At 53.7% G+C, this 17,386-nt stretch carries 9 protein-coding genes; all 9 read right to left on the reverse strand.

The genetic code is table 11. The features are described from left to right. Positions 1 to 172 precede the first annotated feature (172 nt). The 9 genes from ACYVEA_RS01055 to ACYVEA_RS01095 all read right to left on the reverse strand — a co-directional run bounded on the left by ACYVEA_RS01055 (position 173) and on the right by ACYVEA_RS01095 (position 17,364). Positions 173 to 2,152 (reverse strand): heavy metal translocating P-type ATPase, encoded by a 1,980-nt coding sequence (locus tag ACYVEA_RS01055; RefSeq protein WP_461111442.1) that lies wholly within the window; start codon positions 2,150 to 2,152, stop codon positions 173 to 175. Between the two features lie 7 nt (positions 2,153 to 2,159). Further along, on the reverse strand, positions 2,160 to 2,786 hold the full coding sequence (locus ACYVEA_RS01060) for a hypothetical protein (RefSeq protein ID WP_461111444.1): 627 nt from the start codon (positions 2,784 to 2,786) through the stop codon (positions 2,160 to 2,162). 18 nt (positions 2,787 to 2,804) lie between these two features. Then, positions 2,805 to 3,995 (reverse strand): efflux RND transporter periplasmic adaptor subunit, encoded by a 1,191-nt coding sequence (locus ACYVEA_RS01065; RefSeq protein ID WP_461111445.1) that lies wholly within the window; start codon positions 3,993 to 3,995, stop codon positions 2,805 to 2,807. Beyond that, positions 3,992 to 8,410, reverse strand: a complete 4,419-nt coding sequence (locus tag ACYVEA_RS01070; protein ID WP_461111446.1) for a CusA/CzcA family heavy metal efflux RND transporter — start codon at positions 8,408 to 8,410, stop codon at positions 3,992 to 3,994. The genes ACYVEA_RS01065 and ACYVEA_RS01070 overlap by 4 nt, the downstream gene beginning before the upstream one ends. Before the next feature lie 97 nt (positions 8,411 to 8,507). After that, on the reverse strand, positions 8,508 to 8,843 hold the full coding sequence (locus tag ACYVEA_RS01075; RefSeq protein WP_461111447.1) for a DUF6660 family protein: 336 nt from the start codon (positions 8,841 to 8,843) through the stop codon (positions 8,508 to 8,510). Positions 8,844 to 9,166: 323 nt separating this feature from the next. Next, the gene (locus tag ACYVEA_RS01080) at positions 9,167 to 11,176 is read right to left on the reverse strand and encodes an FAD-dependent oxidoreductase (RefSeq protein ID WP_461111448.1); all 2,010 of its coding nucleotides are present in this window, start codon (positions 11,174 to 11,176) and stop codon (positions 9,167 to 9,169) included. Positions 11,177 to 11,323: 147 nt separating this feature from the next. Next, a complete protein-coding gene (locus tag ACYVEA_RS01085) occupies positions 11,324 to 12,757 on the reverse strand; it encodes a RagB/SusD family nutrient uptake outer membrane protein (protein WP_461111449.1) in 1,434 nt (477 codons plus the stop codon). Between the two features lie 114 nt (positions 12,758 to 12,871). Beyond that, positions 12,872 to 16,348, reverse strand: coding sequence for a SusC/RagA family TonB-linked outer membrane protein (locus ACYVEA_RS01090; RefSeq protein WP_461111450.1), 3,477 nt, complete (start codon positions 16,346 to 16,348; stop codon positions 12,872 to 12,874). Next, positions 16,345 to 17,364: a FecR family protein gene (locus tag ACYVEA_RS01095; protein WP_461111451.1), complete on the reverse strand. Its 1,020-nt coding sequence runs from the start codon at positions 17,362 to 17,364 to the stop codon at positions 16,345 to 16,347. Before ACYVEA_RS01095 ends, ACYVEA_RS01090 begins: the two co-directional genes overlap by 4 nt. Positions 17,365 to 17,386: the final 22 nt, after the last annotated feature.

The following is a 17,386-nucleotide window of genomic DNA, read 5'->3' on the forward strand; positions in this document are numbered from 1 at the left end:
AGTTGGAGGAGTTGAGCATAGTTTTTAGCTATGTTCGAGTGTTATCCGGTCTCCGACCGGCGTAAAACGCAGCTAGTAGGCCGGTCGGAGACCGGATAACACGCCGACGAAGTTGAAAACTTCGCCGAACCACAGCTTAAAAGCCTACTCAAATACACTTATAAGGTTTAGTTTAAGGGTTGTCAAATTTCAGATTCTGGACCCGCACCGCATTCAGAATGGCCAGCATCGCTACGCCCACGTCTGCGAATACGGCTTCCCACATTGTAGCCAGCCCGCCAGCGCCCAGAATCAGCACAATGGCTTTGACCACGAAGGCCAGCGTGATATTCTGCCAGACAATGCGCCGGGTGGCCCGGCCAATCCGAATGGCCGTGGCAATACGTGAAGGCTCGTCGTTCTGGATCACAATATCAGCGGTTTCGATGGTCGCATCAGACCCCAGGCCCCCCATCGCGATACCCGCATCGGCCAGGGCAACTACCGGCGCATCATTCACGCCATCGCCGACAAAAGCTAATTTTGCTTTGGGTGTATTGGCCAACTCCGCTTTCAAAGCTTCGACTTGTTTGACCTTGTCTTCGGGCAGCAGATCGCCGATAGCCGTATCAATGCCTAACGTATCACCGACGGCTTTTACTACCGCCGATTTATCGCCGGAAAGCATCACCGTTTTCAGTCCCAGTTCATGCAGTTGCCGAACGGCGTCTTTCGCATCGTCTTTGATCTGATCGGCAATAACAAAGTGGCCCGCAAACGTATTATCCACCGCCACCAGCACCACCGTATACGGAATCTGGGTTAGTTTCTCATCAAACGCAACCCCAAACTGTTGCAGCAATTTAGCATTTCCCGCCAGCATCGACTTCCCATCCACCGTACCTTTCAAACCCCGTCCAGGAATCTCTTCGACGCCTTCGACGGCGAGTGATACGTAGTCTTTAGGGGCATACGCCAGCACCGCCGTGGCAACCGGGTGTGTCGATTTACTTTCCAGCGCAGCCGTTAGTCGGGCAAATTCAGTTTTGTCCATTCCCCCGGTTTGCACGTCGGTAACGCTGAAAACACCTTTAGTCAACGTACCGGTCTTGTCCATCACGACGGTTTTGACCTGCGTCATAATGTCCAGAAAAACCGAACCTTTAAACAGAATACCGTGCCGCGAAGCCGCCCCAATACCACCAAAATAGCCTAGTGGAATGGAGACAACCAACGCGCAGGGGCAACCAATCACCAGAAAGACCAGTCCCCGGTAGAGCCATTGACTGAACTGGTAATCGGCCACAAAAAAGTAGGGCAGCACCGTAATCAGCAGAGCTAATGCGCAGATAATCGGTGTGTAAACCTTAGCAAATCTGGCAATAAACTCCTGGGTCTGCGCTTTCCGGCCCGTAGCTTCCTGTACCATTTTCAGAATACGCGACAGCTTGGAATCGGCGTAAACAGCCGTTACATCCATATCCACCAGCGACTGCCGGTTGATCATTCCTGCCAGTACCGACTCACCTTTTCGGATGGTGCGCGGTACGGATTCTCCCGTTAGCGCAGCCGTATCGAACGAGCCGCTGTCGGAGCGCATGGTGCCGTCGAGCCCCACCTTCTCCCCTGCTTTTACCTGTACTACGTCGCCGATGGCCACGTCAGCGGCTTTCACTACCGTCGCTTGCCCATTTCGCAAAACCGTCACCTGATCGGGTCGCACGTCCAGCAACGCTTTCACGGACCGACGTGCCCGCAAGACGGCCGCATCCTGAAACAATTCGCCAATGGTATAGAACAGCATTACAGCGACGCCTTCGGGATACTCGCCAATACCAAATGCGCCTACCGTGGCCACGCCCATCAGGAAAAATTCAGTAAATACGTCGCGTTGTAAAATGCGGCTCCACGCCCGACGCAAGACCGGCCAGCCGACAGGCAAATAGGTGGCCAAATACCAGCCCAGTCGCAGCGGCCCAGTGAACCAGGCTGGTTTCAGATTGTCCAGGAGAATGCCGATCAGGAGTCCGACAAAACTCAGCATCACCGGCAAATAGGTCATCCAGGTTTGTTCCGGGCCCTTTTTAGAGGATGCCTCCGCTGCCGGGGTAGTTCCTTCTTCGATCAACTCCACATCGTCGTGGTCATGATCATCATCGTGCGTATGCGCCATAGGAATATCAGAGTTCAATAAAAAAAGTAAGAATGCCGAGAACGATCAGAATACCACCCGTGATCCGTTTCTCGTGATGGTCGAGCCAGTGCCAGTTTAAATGCGCTAAACCCTTGAAAGACACAGCCGTTAAGGCAACCATGCTGGCGATGGTAACCAGCGTATAAGCGATTGACAACGTAATGATGGCCGGCCATCCGAGCGTACCGGCCGTAAAGAAAAAGGTCTCGATTTCCAGACAGGGCGAAAACAACATGGCTACTGACAAGGTCGTCACAATGGCTCGTTTGGATCGGCCGGGACGATCCAATCCTTTAGGAATATGTTCATGAGGGGCGCTGGCATTGTGCATGGCGAAATAAATTAAGCCCATAAACACCAGCAGCACCGACGCAATGAGCCGGGTCTGGTCTTCCAGCCGGGATGAGATTTCCAGGCCGATAGCCCCAATAAGCACGCCGATCAATACCGTACTCAGGGTATGAAAAAATCCGCTCAGCGCCACCACACCCAGCGTTTCCCGCTCCGACCAGCCTTCCGCCCGTCCAATGAGAACCACCGGTAACCAGTGGTTGGGAATGGCCGCGTGAACGGCTCCCAGTAAAACACTTCCAATGAGCAGATTCCAGAGCATACTTTCGCCAACGTTTATTTATTCTTCTTCCTCCACATTGTTCATGACCGACAGCAGGTCATAGGCACCGGCGATTACGATTTTCCAGTCGGGTTTGAAATCGGTCGGCAACGTAACGGCCCGGTAGCCATTTTCAACAATACCCGCCCGCACGGGCACCGGCCGAAACCGGTAATGCGTCGCGCCGTCATGGGTTATCTTTTGGTCAAACACGAATACCTGCGATTGATTCCCGGCCTGTACGATAGCGCCTTCGGGCAAGGCTGATTCAGGCGATGCGGTTGTTTCAATGGCCGCTTTGAGGAAGGTGCCCGGCCGAGATAAACCGGAGCCATCCAGCGATGCGTAGACTTTGACGGTGCGATCCGTACCCGTCTGGCGGTTAATGAGTTTGATACGTCCCATCCGTTCCTTCGTTTCGCCCACAACGGATATTCGAACCCGTTGTCCTATCTGAACTTTAGCGATGTCGCCCTCAAAAACGGCCAGTTCAGCTAGCAGGCCACTGGTACCGACCAACTCAAAAAGCACATCGTTGGCGTTAACGTAGTGCCCCCGGTTCACGTTGGACTCGGTGATGGTGCCATCAATGGGCGAACGAATTTCGACCGTACGGCTGATTGTCCCGGCCTGCAACCTAGCCATTGAAATACCCAATAAGGCGAGTTGTTGCCGGAGCCCTTCGGCGCGGGCTTTGAGAAGGCCTAGTTGCGCGGTGGCCTGCTGAAACGTTTTCAGCGCGCCCACGTTTTCGCGGCTGAGTTCGCGCTGCCGCTCGTATTCCTGCTGCTGGAACGTCAGTTGACTCACTGTTTCCAGATATTCCTGTTGCAGGCGAATAAATTCGGGGTTTTCCAGCACGGCCAGCACCTGCCCCTTCCGCACGGACGTACCCGCCAGATGATTGGCCGTAGCCAGAATACCCCCGTAATGCGTCGCTACCGATACCTGTTGCTGAGGGGGCGCATTCAGTATCCCATTGACCCGGATAAGGTTGCTCAGCGTTCGGGATTCAACCGTGCCCAGCTTAATACCCACCGTCTCATATTGGGCTTCGGTGAGTTCAACCGTGCCTGCTTCGGCTTCCTTTTGGGTGGAATCTCCCGAGGTTTCCGGGTTTCCCGCTTCCACTGGCTTATCAGTTTGCTGGCAACCGCCCAGATAAGCCAGCAAAAGTGTAGTTATAAAGAGTCGTTTAGAGAACGTCATGGTTGGGTAATGCCTAAGAGCAGTTCAATGGTGATAACGGTTTGATTCAGTTCGTTGAGAGCCGCCAGGTAGCCCGTCTGGATATCGCTCACGGTACGCAGATTTTGCAGTACCTCGACGTAGCCAATCTCGCCAGCTCGATACGCCTTATCAACCTGCGTTCGAATCTGAACCGCCTGGGGAAGAGCCGATGTCTGGTAATAGGCCAGAGCTTGCTGGTTTTTGGCATAGGCTTGCAGGCGCTCGGCTAATTCGCCCTCCAGACTACGCTGTCGGGCTGTCAGGCTGGCTTCCGTTCGTTGCTGGGCCAGTTCACTGGCCTGTACCCGCGCCCGCAATGGCTTGGAAAAGATGGGGAGCGAGAGCCCGAACTGGCCATACGTAAAGCGGTTGCCGAATCCGTAGAAACGATCCACGCCATTCACCTGCTCCACGCCCTGCAACGACTGGTTGGTCAGGCTGACGAAAAGATCGGGTTTGAGCCGGGCCCGCTCGACGTCCGTTTCGCGCCGAACAATCTCAATCTGCTGCCGTAATAAAGCCAGTTCTGGATTCGCAGATAACATCATCGAATCAACGACGGGCAGCGGACGAGCCCTCAGCACCGAATCACCCGTTGCAGGCAAAGCAGGAAGCCCCAGCAATGTTTGCAGTCGCCGACGCAGTATCTGTTGATCAGCTTCGTTCTGTTGCTGCAATAAAGCGGCCTGCCGGGCGGCTGTTTCGGCGGCCGTTTGCTCCAGTAATGTTCCTTCGCCCGTTCGTCGGCGCACAGCCGCTCCGCGTGCAACAGCCGTTAGCAGACTATCCTGCGTAACCAGCGTTTGCCGTAAGGCTTTGAGGTAGGTCAGAACGTAGTAGGTGGACTTGATCTGGTAGGCCAGTTCCTGCCGACTGAGTCGGCCTTCGGCCTCGGCTCCATTAATGCGGGCATCGGCTAACGACCGCAGGCCCCGCACCAAGGCAGGCGCAGGCAAACGCTGCGCCACCGTAATCGAGCCATCGAAATACTGGCTATTGTACTGTCCCGCCGAGACGGAAATATCCGTTTTCCCAACGTCGCCCGCCGTACCGCGCAAGGCCCGCTGATACCCCACACCAAGCGCCGACACACGGAGCGTTGGATTGGCCTGATACGCCTGATCGAGCGCTTGTGAAAGATTGAATGAAGCCGTTTGTCGTACAGGACTTGGCTGATTCGTAACCTGCGCGTGGACTGAACCACCCAGCCCCAGCAACGTACCCATGAATAGCCAAGGCCACCAACCAGCCGTTTGCGTGATGGGAACAGGGGGAGCCTGATTTTTGCCAAACGTCTTTTCTTCCAGATAATACAGAACCGGCAATACGATCAGTGTCAGCAACGTAGCTGTGATCAAGCCGCCGATGACGACCGTGGCCAGCGGCTTTTGTACTTCGGCTCCCGCCGACGAAGACAGGGCCATCGGCAGAAAACCCAGCGACGCAACGGTCGCCGTCATCAGCACGGGCCGCAACCGGATGTACGTTCCGCGGAAGATAACTTCGTGCAGATCAGACTCGTTTTCTTCCCGTCGGATGCGGTTGAATTCGGCGATCAATACGATACCGTTGAGTACCGCTACGCCAAACAGGGCGATAAACCCGACACCCGCCGAGATGCTGAAAGGCATATCGCGGAGCCATAACGCCAGCACGCCCCCAATGGCGGACAGGGGAATGGCGGTAAAAATCAGCAGTGCCTGCCGCACCGAATTGAACGTAACGAACAGAAGCACAAAAATGAGGATCAGGGCTACTGGCACGGCCACGGCCAACCGATCCCGCGCTTCGATCAAATTCTCAAACTGCCCGCCATATACTACGTAGTACCCCATTGGAAACTTGATTTTCTCATTGATTTTTTGCGATAACTCATTCACTACGTGCTCCACATCACGCCCGCGCACGTTGAAACCGATCGTTAACCGTCGTTTGGCATCTTCGCGCTGGATCTGATTAGGGCCAGGCTTTAGCTCTACACTAGCCAGTTGACCTAGAGGAACCGGCGTGCCGCCGGGGATGGCGACCGTCAGGTTCCGTACGTCGTCGATACTTCGGCGGCTCTGATCGCCCAGGCGCACGACGACATCGTAGCGTTGTTCACCTTCATAGACCAGCCCCGCACTCTCGCCCGCGAAGGCCGCACTGAGGGTATGGTTGATATCATCGACTGCCAGACCGTAGCGAGCCAGTGCTTCACGATCAGCCTTTACCACAATCTGGGGCAAGCCTTCTACCTGTTCGACATACAAGTCCGTCGCCCCTTTGACGCTGCCGACCAGTCGGCTGATACGGGCGGCTAGCTGCGTGAGTTGATCCAGGTCTTCACCAAAAATCTTGACGGCTACGTCCTGTTTGACGCCCGAGGCCAGTTCATTGAAGCGCATTTGAATGGGTTGTTGAAATCCGAACGTAACCCCCGGAATCGCTTTCAAAGCCTCCGCCATTTTATCAGCCAGTTCTTCCTGTGTATCGGCGGATGTCCACTCAGCTTGAGGTTTTAGGATTATCATCAGGTCGGCCGCTTCGACGGGCATGGGGTCGGTAGGTATTTCGCCGGAGCCAATTTTTCCGATCACCTCCTTTACTTCGGGAAACTGCCGTTTGAGAAGCCCCGATGCCTGGAGTGTTTTATCCACCGTTTGCGAGAGCGACGAACCGGTCAGTACACGCGTTTCAACCGCGAAATCGCCTTCTGAGAGTGTAGGGATAAACTCGCCCCCCAACGTAGTAAAGAGCCAGATTGCGCCGACCAGAAACCCGGCCGCCACCAGCAGAACCAACGTTTTAGCCTGTAATGACCAGCGAATGACAGGCGTATAGAACCGGTGGGCGGCCTTCATCAGTCGGTCGGACAAGGTCTGTTTGTGGGTTCCGTTCTTGCTCAGAAACAGCGCGGAAGCCATCGGCACGTAGGTTATTGACAGCAGAAAGGCCCCCAGAATAGCGAAGCTTACGACCTCAGCCATCGGCCGGAACATTTTGCCTTCGGTGCCGATCAGCGCCAGAATTGGTAGATAAACGATCAGGATAATGATTTCCCCGAAAGCGGCCGAGGTACGGATGCGGCTGGCCGATACAAAGACCTCCTCGTCCATTTGAGGCTGTGAGAATCGTTTCAGTTTGCTCTGTCCCAGATGATGCAGGGTAGCTTCTACGATAATAACGGCTCCGTCGACAATGAGGCCGAAATCTATGGCCCCTAGGCTCATCAGGTTACCCGATACGCCAAAGACGTTCATCATCCCAATCGCAAAGAGCATGGCCAGCGGAATAACGGACGCTACAATCAGCCCGGCCCGGAGGTTTCCCAGAAAGAGGATCAGGACGAAAATAACGATCAACGCGCCTTCAATGAGGTTTTTGGTCACCGTACCAATCGCGCGATTGACCAGCTCCGAGCGATCCAGATAGGCATGAATATCGACGCCTTCGGGCAATGTCCGGCGAATCTGGTCCATGCGCGCTTTCACCCGGCTAATAACCTGACTGGCATTTTCGCCTTTAAGCATCAGCACCAGGGCGCCCACGGCTTCGCCTTCTGCGTTACGGGTCAGTGCCCCATACCGAACCGCCGAACCAAATTGTACCGTCGCTACGTCCCGAATCAGCACCGGAGCCCCGCCCGATGTTCGCCGGACGACGATGCGGCCAATGTCGTCCAAGCTCCCCACTAAACCCTCAGACCGGATAAAGTAAGCATTGGGTTTTTTATCAATGTAAGCGCCCCCTGTGTTCTGGTTGTTACGGGACAGTGCCGTAAACAAATCATTGATACCCAGACCATACGCCCGAAGTCGGTCGGGATCAATAGCGATTTCGTATTGTTTGACAAACCCTCCAAAGCTGCTGACATCCGCTACACCCGGCGTACCCAGTAGCTGCCGACGGACTACCCAGTCCTGGAGCGACCGCAGTTCCATCGGCGAATACCGTTTCTCAAAGCCGGGTTTGGCGTAGATAACGTACTGGTAAATTTCACCCAGACCCGTACTGACAGGCCCCAGCGTCGGTTCGCCCGTACCCGCCGGAATCACGGTTCGGGCATCTGCCAGGCGCTCGCTCACCTGCTGGCGCGCCCAATATAGATCGGTCGATTCCGTAAATACAATCGTGACTACCGATAAGCCGAAACGTGAGATCGACCGTACTTCGACAACCTGGGGAATGGTCGCCATCGTCTGTTCGACGGGAAACGTGATCAGTCGTTCGACTTCCTGTGCCGCCAGCGCGGGCGATCGGGTAATGATTTGAACCTGATTGGTGGTGATGTCGGGCAGGGCGTCGATGGGAAGCTGACTAAACGAATAGGCACCCCAGGCAATCAAGGCTAGTGTAAAGAGCCCAATAATGAGCTTGTTGTGAATGGAAAAGCGGATGATAGAATCCAGCATAAAACCAGGTAGCTAAGATGAACAGATGAGTAGCGCGCGAACGAGATTCCATACGCAACATGGTTGCACAGGTTCGTTAAGACGCACGTATCCAGTCTTAGCTTACTTTGGGTGGCTGCCAGGTGGTCAGCGAGGGGGAAGGGAAATCAGATTCAACCAACTCAAAAAGGGCACGTTGCCAATCTGACGGTTGGTCAACGTAGTGAAAGCTGAATACAGGCGGGGGTGTATCGATGGGCAACCCACAGCAACTACAAACACAAAAAGGAGAGCAGGAATCACCCGTGGCTGAATTGATCGGGTGCTGATGACCATCAGCCGCAATCATTGTTGCCTGCGCTGGCAAGCATACCGGCTCGCATTGGTCGGCGCAGGGAAGCATCGACAGCGCAAGCAGATAAAGGCCCAACAGCAGACACACAGGGGATTTCATGTGTCAAATATACACCATTGATTGATGCAACCGGTAGTCAAATAGGCTTCAGGCACTCAAAAAAGGCCATTATACTCATCTTCATTAGCTATTTCGTCTTACTCCCAACCCCCTGAAGGAAGGACGGTCGGCCGCTGCCGGACTCAGGTTGAGAATAGTCGAGCTAAGCCCCTTTATTGAGTTGTATTAAATGACCTGCGGTATTGTTTCGTTCTCGCCGGGTTAAAACCCGGCGCAAAAATATAGAATGGATGAACTGCGTCGGGCTTTAACCCGGCGAGAACGAAATAATACGCAATAAGGGGGTTGGGGTGTAATATACGTTAATTCGGCACGAATAGCACGGCATCGGCCACGACAATGCCATCCGCATCTTTGGTGGTTACGTCAACGTAGTTTTTCTCCCCCGGCGACAGTTTATAAGTTCCCAAGGATACCCACTCACCCGACGTTTGCCCCTCCACCCGAATGTCGGCTTCCCGAATCGTTATGTCTTTCGTCTGGCTGCCCGCCGACACCACCAGATTTGTTTTGCTCGAAGCACCGGCAATTTTCGGAAAATAGATATACACCTGATACGTAGCGGCTTTGGTAACGGTAGGGCTGAAACGTATCGTTTTGACATCCCCGCCAGAGGCCAACGCAGTAAAATAACTGGGACCATACGCCCCTTTTGGGTTGTTGTCACGCGTCCAGTCAGTTGCGCGGGTCACCTGCGTGGGGTCGTCATTGTCCACCAGTATTTCGGGCGTACTGCCATCGGCTAATGGATTGGTTTTGAGTAGGCTTTGCAATTTCTTAACGTCGATGGCCTGCACGGATGTTTTTCCGTCAATGGCCATGCTGGCCGCAATCGCCGACGATTGCGCGAGCACCATGAAGACCGGTTCCATCCGGATGGAACCGTAGGCAATGTGACTCGCTGACAGACAAACAGGCACCAGCAGATTTTTGCATTCCTCGGCTTTGGGAATCAAACAGCGGTACGAGATTGGGTAAGGCGGAAAGCCTCCGATCTGCACGTCGCCTTCGTTTTTGACCATTCGCTGACCGTTTTTCTCCACCACGAGCCGCTGGCAATTGTGCGAATCCATCGTGTAGGCTGCCATGCCAACGCCGTCCTTCACCACCTCTTTACCCTGGCAGTTGGCCTGCGTCATGACGTAGTCGCCGATCATGCGCCGGGCTTCGCGCACGTACATCTGGGTCGACCAGTTGCCCGAATCGGTATATTCATCTTTCGGATACCCAAACTTCAGCATCTCCGTTTGAATGTCTTTGCGCATCCGGGGATCGTGCCCAATGAAATACAAGAGGCCTTTGTTATACAGTTCGTGCTCCCGCTGAATTTTGGCCCGGCGTTCGTAGCTGCCTTCGGGGAAGTCCTGATTTTCACCAATCATATCGGTTGAAAACGGTCCATTGTTGTTGATGTCCGTCTTCTGATTCGGCATGCGGTCGGGTTTTAGAATAGTGTTGAATGCCAGCTTGGGATTCTTGTCGATGGCACGTAGCAGCAACTCATATCGCGTGGAATCGTAGCCTTCGGGCTTTGTAATGGGAATTATGTTAGCGGGATCGCTACTCAGGCAAATTCTAAAATTATAGGCCTGCACTAGTTTACTGCCTGTACCATTGGCCAGCACGGGTGCCGTACTGATGCCCCATAACAGCCCGCTTTCGGGCTTGCCGGGCGTTTTGTACGGATCAACGCCGTCGGCAAATTGGTGTTTGTCGAGCAGTTGAAAGCCGTTGTAGGTTTCGTTATACGTCTTGTTGTCTTCACGTCCAACGGTGTATTTAACCCCTGCTTTAGCCATCAGATCGCCCTCGTAGGTGCAGTCCAGAAAAACTTTCGCGTTGATGGTACGTAGCGTTTTACTGGCTGCCGACGATGGCTCTACCGTAATGCTCTGGATAACACCATTCTGTTTATTTACCGATGCGAGTCGATACGAATAAAGGACGTTGACGTCGGCCCGTTTGACGTATTGCTGAAAAAGGTCTTCGGCGACGTGAGGTTCAAAAATCCACTGTTCAAACTTGCCGTAATGTTTCCCGATCTGGCGGTAATAATCGCGGGCGATGCCTGAAATCGCGTATTTATTACCAATGTCGGTGTAGCCTAAACCGCCCGTCGTTAATCCGCCCAGATGACGGCCGGGTTCAATCAGAATGACGGATTTCCCCATTTTCTTCGCGGTATAAGCCGCAATGACACCCGCCGATGAACCGCCGTAAATGCAGATGTCTACGGTAGTTAGCGATGATTGAGCAATGGTCAGCGTATTGAAAAAAGGAAGGCAGGCGAAAAGAATAAGCAGTTTTTTCATACTGATTGACTGGGTTAATGATATAAACCTTGTGGGTGTAGTTGCGTAAGCTTTAAGGATGTGGCTCGGCGAAGTTGAAAACGATGCTCAACACCTCCAATACACTCTGTAGGTTTCAACGACCTTATAGGTTTGAACGACTACTGCTTAATACCCCGGATTCTGATCCAGTTTGGGATTTACATCGCGTTCCGTCTGAGGGATCGGAAATAGGTAATGCCGTTCTTCGACCACAATCGTCGGGTTTTGGGCTTTCATGGCGCTGATCAATCGTTTCGTACGCGCCAGATCATACCAGCGATGGCCTTCAAACGCCAGTTCCAGCCGACGTTCCAGCAGCAGGCTGTCACGAAATTGGGCCTGACTCAGGTTAGCCGTTAGGTTCGGCAAGCCCGCCCGATTTCGAATGCGATTAATCGTCGAATACGCATCCGTGCTGTTGGCGGCCTGCTCGTTCAGGGCCTCCGCATACATCAGCAGTACGTCGGGATACCGAATAATTGGGTAGTTATTTCCCCCATCGCTCGTTCCGGTTGCGCTGGGGTCCAGGTATTTATAGACGTAGCAGGGAAACAAAACACTGGCCGGAGCCGCGGGTGTGCTGGTCGCCGAATACAGTTTCAGCGTTACGTTCCGGCGCTTGTCATCGGCACGATAGGCTCTGTACAGATTTTCGGTAGCGGGGTCATCACCGAAACCGGCCACTCCGTTGACGCGGTCAAAGTTCGGGCGCATGTACCCCTGCATCAGGCTTCCTTCGTTAAAACCACCGCTTAGGGCCTGCATCTCGAAGACGGCTTCTTTCCCATTTTTATTGGCGATCAGGAAGGCATCAGCGAAGTTGGCCCATAAGTCATACACACCCAAATCGATCACTTCCTTGGCTTTGGCCGAGGCTTTCGGCCAGTCCTGACGAGTCAGATAGACCTTGGCCAGAAAGGCTTTCGCAGTTCCTTTGGTAGCTCGCCCTCTATCGGCCGTAGAATAGGTCGTTGGCAGTACAGCCTCGGCATCGGTGAAATCCTGAATAACCAATTTGTACACATCATCCACTGATGCCCGGGCGACAGCTAAATCATTCAACGACGTTGTCTCAACCGTAATCAGTGGTACACCACCGAACAGCCGAACCAGGGTGAAATAATAAAAGCCGCGCATGAACTTTGCTTCCGCCACGTAGCGGGCTTTCAGGCTCTCATCCATCGTGATAGCTGGTACACGGCCGATCACGGCGTTGGCCCGGTTAATGGCCGAATACACAGTCGACCAGATCGACTGAAACGTATTGGTGGCCGGGGTAAACGTGTATTTATCGAGGTCGTTTTTGGGCTGGTTGGCCGTCGACCGACCATTGCCCCATTCGGCATCATCGGTTGCCTGATCCTGCAAGATCCACATGATCTGACCGTACAGGTTGGCGTTGTTCAGCGGATCATACACGGCACTAACGGCGGCCTTGGCATCGTCGGCGTTTTTATAAAAATTCGCGGGTGTAAAATTCGATTCGGGCTTCTGGTCCAGCACTTCGCAGGACGTCATTGCGCCGAGTAGAAGCAGGGTAAGGAATATGTTTTTTCTCATGGCTCAGGATTTGAAAATGATGTATGAAATAGAATACAGGATCGGGGCCGCCCGTGCGGTATTGCTTTCGCGTCAGCCACATCATACAGTATATATCATACCTCATATATATTTTTAAAAACCTACGTTAAGTCCAAACAGGATGGTTTTGGCGGACGGATAGCTGGCGTAATCAAACCCCTGACTTCGGCTGTCCTGACCAAAGCGGTTTACTTCCGGATCGTAGCCCGAATAGCTCGTCCAGGTCAGGTAGTTCTGCGCCGTTACATACACCCGTACGGATTGAATTTTCAACGTACTCAGAACCGCTGCCGGTAAGTTGTAGGCAAGCTGAATGTTCTTCAGCCGCAGGTACGAACCATCTTCAATCTGCCGGGTCGAGACGCGGTTGGCCGGGCGGGTCGTCGATGCCCGGGGCATATCGGTGTTGGTGTTCGTGGGCGTCCAGCGATTTAGTACGTCCCGATCCTGATTGGTGGTAGCGTTTAGGTACTCCAGTTCGTAGCGATTGGCATTCAGGATGTTATTCCCATAAACACCCTGGAAGAAAGCCGTCAGTTCCACCCCTTTATACGAGAACGTATTGCTGATACCACCCAGGAATTTGGGTTGCGCCCGACCAATGATCGTACGGTCATTGTCGTCAATCTTCTTGTCGCCGTTCAGGTCGAGGTATTTGCGGTCGCCGGGTTTGCGGGCTTGTGGATCGGCCAGTGCCGTCAGTTCGTCGGCGGTTTGATACAGGCCATTGGTCACGTAGCCAAAAAATGACCCCAGCGGCTCACCCACCCGAATAATACCCGAATTCAGGCCCTGACCAATGTTCGCTACACTACCGGCGAAAATTTGCGGTGTCCCCCCAATGTCGAGCACTTTGTTCCGGTTCAAGGCGAAATTGAAATCGGTACTCCATTTGAAGGCACCGTCGATGTTGCGCGACGAAATACTCAGTTCGACACCTTTATTTTCGACTTTACCAAGGTTTTTAATCGCGCTCGAAAATCCCGACGTACTCGGAACCGTTACGTTTAGCAGCAGGTCTTTCGTACGTTTCAGGTACACATCGGCGGTCAGGGTAATACGGTTGTTAAGAAAACCAACATCCACACCCAGATCAGCCTGGGTTGTCGTTTCCCACGACAGGTCAGGATTCGCAATCTGATTCGGTCCAAGGCCTGTTGATACGGTATTCCCGAAAACGTAATTCTGGGTAGCCAGCAGCGAATAGGCAGGGTAATTACCAACGCCATCCTGATTCCCGGTGGAGCCGTAGGTGGCTCGTAATTTCAGGTCATTTATAACACGATTATTCTTCAGAAACGCTTCTTCGGAAACCCGCCACGCGATGGCCCCCGATGGGAAATAACCGTACTGTTTGTTGGCCCCAAAACGTGAGGAACCATCACTTCGGAACGAAGCCGTCAGCAGGTATTTGTCTTTGTAGCCGTAATTAATCCTGGCCAGGTAAGATTGCAATCCCCATGTGCCAATACCGGATTCAGGCGTTAAGGGCACCGAACCCGACGCCAGGTTGCCTGATCCTAGATTGTCATTTACAAAATTCCGCGCCTGCGACCGGTTGCTTTCCGTCCGGTTGGCCTGCTGCGTGTAGCCCAGCAACGCCGTTACGTTATGAATGCTATTGAACGTGCGCGTGTACGTCAGCAGGTTTTCATTCAGCCACGTCATGGATTGACTATTAAAAATCGAAGCGGTCCCCCCCTGTGCCAGCCCGCTGGAAACCGATCTCGGCACGTAGGAATCCTGCTTTTGTAATATGCCATCCATACCCAGCGATACGCGCAGGTTCAGCCCGTCGATAATCTGATAATCACCGAAGACGCTCCCAAAGATGCGGTATGCCGTATTCCGGTTTTTATTGTCGCGGGCCAGCGCCACCGGATTGTCGGCGGTAAAGGGAAGTGCGGGGTCCGTCAGCAGATACGTACCGTCGGGGTTGCGAACGGGCAGAATCGGCGGAAATTGCAGGGCCGCGATGGTCACCAGACCGGCACTGCCCAGATCCCCATCCGAACGCGCCTGGTTGGCAACGGTTCGGTTAACCGTCAGGCTGTTACCTATTTTGATTTTGCTGGTCAGTTTTCGATCCAGGTTGATTCGAAACGAATACCGGTCGAAATCGGAGTTGACAATCAGCCCGCCCTGTTTAAAATACCCGCCCCCAATCGCGTACTGCGTTTTTTCGTCACCCCCGCTAAAGGAGAGCTGGTAATTCTGAATGGGTGCCTGCTGAAAAATTTCATCCTGCCAGTCGGTGCCTACCCCAAAGGCATCGACCTGCGCCTGGGTATAAACCGCCGGGCGGCCTTCGTTCGTATTGGCATCGTTCACGAATTGGGCATACTCTCGTCCATTCAGTAATGGATATTTCCGGCGAACAGTCTGAACGCCGTAATAGGCATCAAAGGTGATTGTTGATTTACCGGCTTTACCCCGTTTGGTCGTGATAATGACGACCCCGTTCGACCCGCGCGATCCGTAGATGGCCGTTGAAGACGCGTCTTTCAGGACCGAAATTGACTCAATATCACTGGGATTCAGCGTACTCAATACGTTGAAATTACCTCCGGAACTGGCGCCATCATTTTTGAAGGGAATGCCATCAATAACGTACAGCGGCTCGTTATCGCCCTGAATCGAGTTGCCACCCCGGATGCGTATGCTTGTGGTTCCGCCCGGTGCACCTGAATTCTGCGTAATCTGAACACCTGCTGCCCGACCCTGTAACGCCTGATCGAGGGACGTGACGGCCACTTTACGGATTTCGTCAACGGGTACCGTGGCCACCGCGCCCGTCAGATCGCTTTTTTTGACCTGGCCGTAGCCAACCACCACGACCTCGTTCAGGGATTTGTTGTCGGGCACTAACTGGACGTCAATAACCGACTTATTATTAACCGCCTGTTCCTGCGTAACGTAGCCAACAAAGCTGAATACCAATGTAGCACTCCCATTCGGAATGTTGAGTTGATAGCGACCCTGTGCGTCGGACGTAGTGCCTCTGGGAGAGCCTTTTACCACGACGCTCACGCCCGGCAATCCTTCACCCGTTTCGCCAGTGACCCGGCCGCTGATCCGTACGTCGGTCGGTACCGATTCGGTCAATTGAACGGTGGATAGATTTGTCAGGCCAGCTAATGGAACCGGACCGGTAGCTGCGGTTGTCGCTGGTTGTTCAGGTACGCTGATCGTGGCCCGATCGCTGTTTTTAGGCGGCAGGATCAGGTAAGCGCCGGACCGAAGTTTTTTAAACCGAAGTCCATGCGGTTTTAATATAGTATTGAGATTCGTTTCTAAGCGGGCGTTCAGATTGAGTGGTTCGAGCGGTCCAAGCTGATACGCCACAACCGATTCTTCGAACAACACATCGACACTATAATGCTCCTTAAGCTGCAACAAGGTCTGCTTAAGTGTCTGATTGGCAACGACAAGGTTATTAATTTTAGTAGGGTGCGTATTGTCGACCTGTTGAGCAGATCGGGCAAAGGCCAGAGTTTGAGCCACGGTGTGGCCATAACCCACACTTAACAACCAACTGGTTGCCAGCGCAAGGGGTAGCGATTTTCTCATTGAGTAAGTTGGGGTTCGGAAGCAGTTGAAAAAATTAGATTTTGATCACGGTGACTGACCCGCAGGTTGAGCAGTTCGGCCAGCGCTTCGGCCAGTTCGTCCGACGATCCGGCCCGTATGGTACCCGTGAGCGTTCGGCGGGCTAAGGCCGGATCGGTGAGTTGGACGGATACTCCGAATACGCTCTGGATCTGGTGAGCCACTTCACGCAGCGAGGTATTGTTGAAACGAAACAGTCGATAGCGCCACGTAGCAAATCGGGTGGTGTCGAGCCGGTCCTGTAGGCGCAGGGAGCCCTTTCCATCAACCATGACCTTATCGCCGGGCTTCATGAGCAGATCCTGGGTTGTCTGATTGTTCGTCTTGTAATGGAGATTTACTTTGCCCCGCTTCAGCACAACCTCCGCGCTGGCAGCCCGGCTACGTACCGAAAATTCGGTGCCTAACACTTCAACCGCCAGCCCATCGGTAGCCTGCACCACAAACGGCTGATTGGTCGACAGATGGGTTACATCGAAGACTGCATCACCCGTTAGCGACACGCGTCGCGACAGCCACCCATACCCGATACGTGGGATTTTCAGGGACGAATTGCTATTCAGCGCTACGGTCGAACCGTCGGGCAGACGTAGCGAACGAAGCTGGCGCGGCCCCGTCGTAATCGTTTTATAGACTAGCGGCTCCCTGACGAACCAGCCGCCAGCGAGCACCGTAACGGCAATCGTAGCTGCCGCCAGCCAGCGGCCCGGATGCCAGAATGGTCGCGGCTCGTCCGGGGATTGACGTAGTAATCGGGGTTGTTCGTCCACCGGGCTGTCGAGCCGTTGGCGAAACCGGTCCAGGTGGCGATCAACATCGGGGGCGTATTGGGGGACACTCCGCTCCCATTCGTCAAGCCATTGAAAATACGTTTCCCGGCTGGTAGGCCGGGCCAGCCACTCACCGATCACTTTCTGCTGAACAGACGTTGCCTGTCCGGCGAAATAGGTAAATAACAAATCTCGGGTAGGTTCCATGATGAGGTAGAAAGTCGTTGAG

The sequence above is a fragment of the Spirosoma jeollabukense genome (genome assembly GCF_054777855.1).

Bases quoted from the DNA above. Each gene is read 5' to 3' on its own strand.
- ACYVEA_RS01055 (WP_461111442.1), bottom strand. From the start codon at position 2,152: ATGGCGCATACGCACGATGATGATCATGACCACGACGATGTGGAGTTG.
- ACYVEA_RS01060 (WP_461111444.1), bottom strand. From the start codon at position 2,786: ATGCTCTGGAATCTGCTCATTGGAAGTGTTTTACTGGGAGCCGTTCAC.
- ACYVEA_RS01065 (WP_461111445.1), bottom strand. From the start codon at position 3,995: ATGACGTTCTCTAAACGACTCTTTATAACTACACTTTTGCTGGCTTAT.
- ACYVEA_RS01070 (WP_461111446.1), bottom strand. From the start codon at position 8,410: ATGCTGGATTCTATCATCCGCTTTTCCATTCACAACAAGCTCATTATT.
- ACYVEA_RS01075 (WP_461111447.1), bottom strand. From the start codon at position 8,843: ATGAAATCCCCTGTGTGTCTGCTGTTGGGCCTTTATCTGCTTGCGCTG.
- ACYVEA_RS01080 (WP_461111448.1), bottom strand. From the start codon at position 11,176: ATGAAAAAACTGCTTATTCTTTTCGCCTGCCTTCCTTTTTTCAATACG.
- ACYVEA_RS01085 (WP_461111449.1), bottom strand. From the start codon at position 12,757: ATGAGAAAAAACATATTCCTTACCCTGCTTCTACTCGGCGCAATGACG.
- ACYVEA_RS01090 (WP_461111450.1), bottom strand. From the start codon at position 16,348: ATGAGAAAATCGCTACCCCTTGCGCTGGCAACCAGTTGGTTGTTAAGT.
- ACYVEA_RS01095 (WP_461111451.1), bottom strand. From the start codon at position 17,364: ATGGAACCTACCCGAGATTTGTTATTTACCTATTTCGCCGGACAGGCA.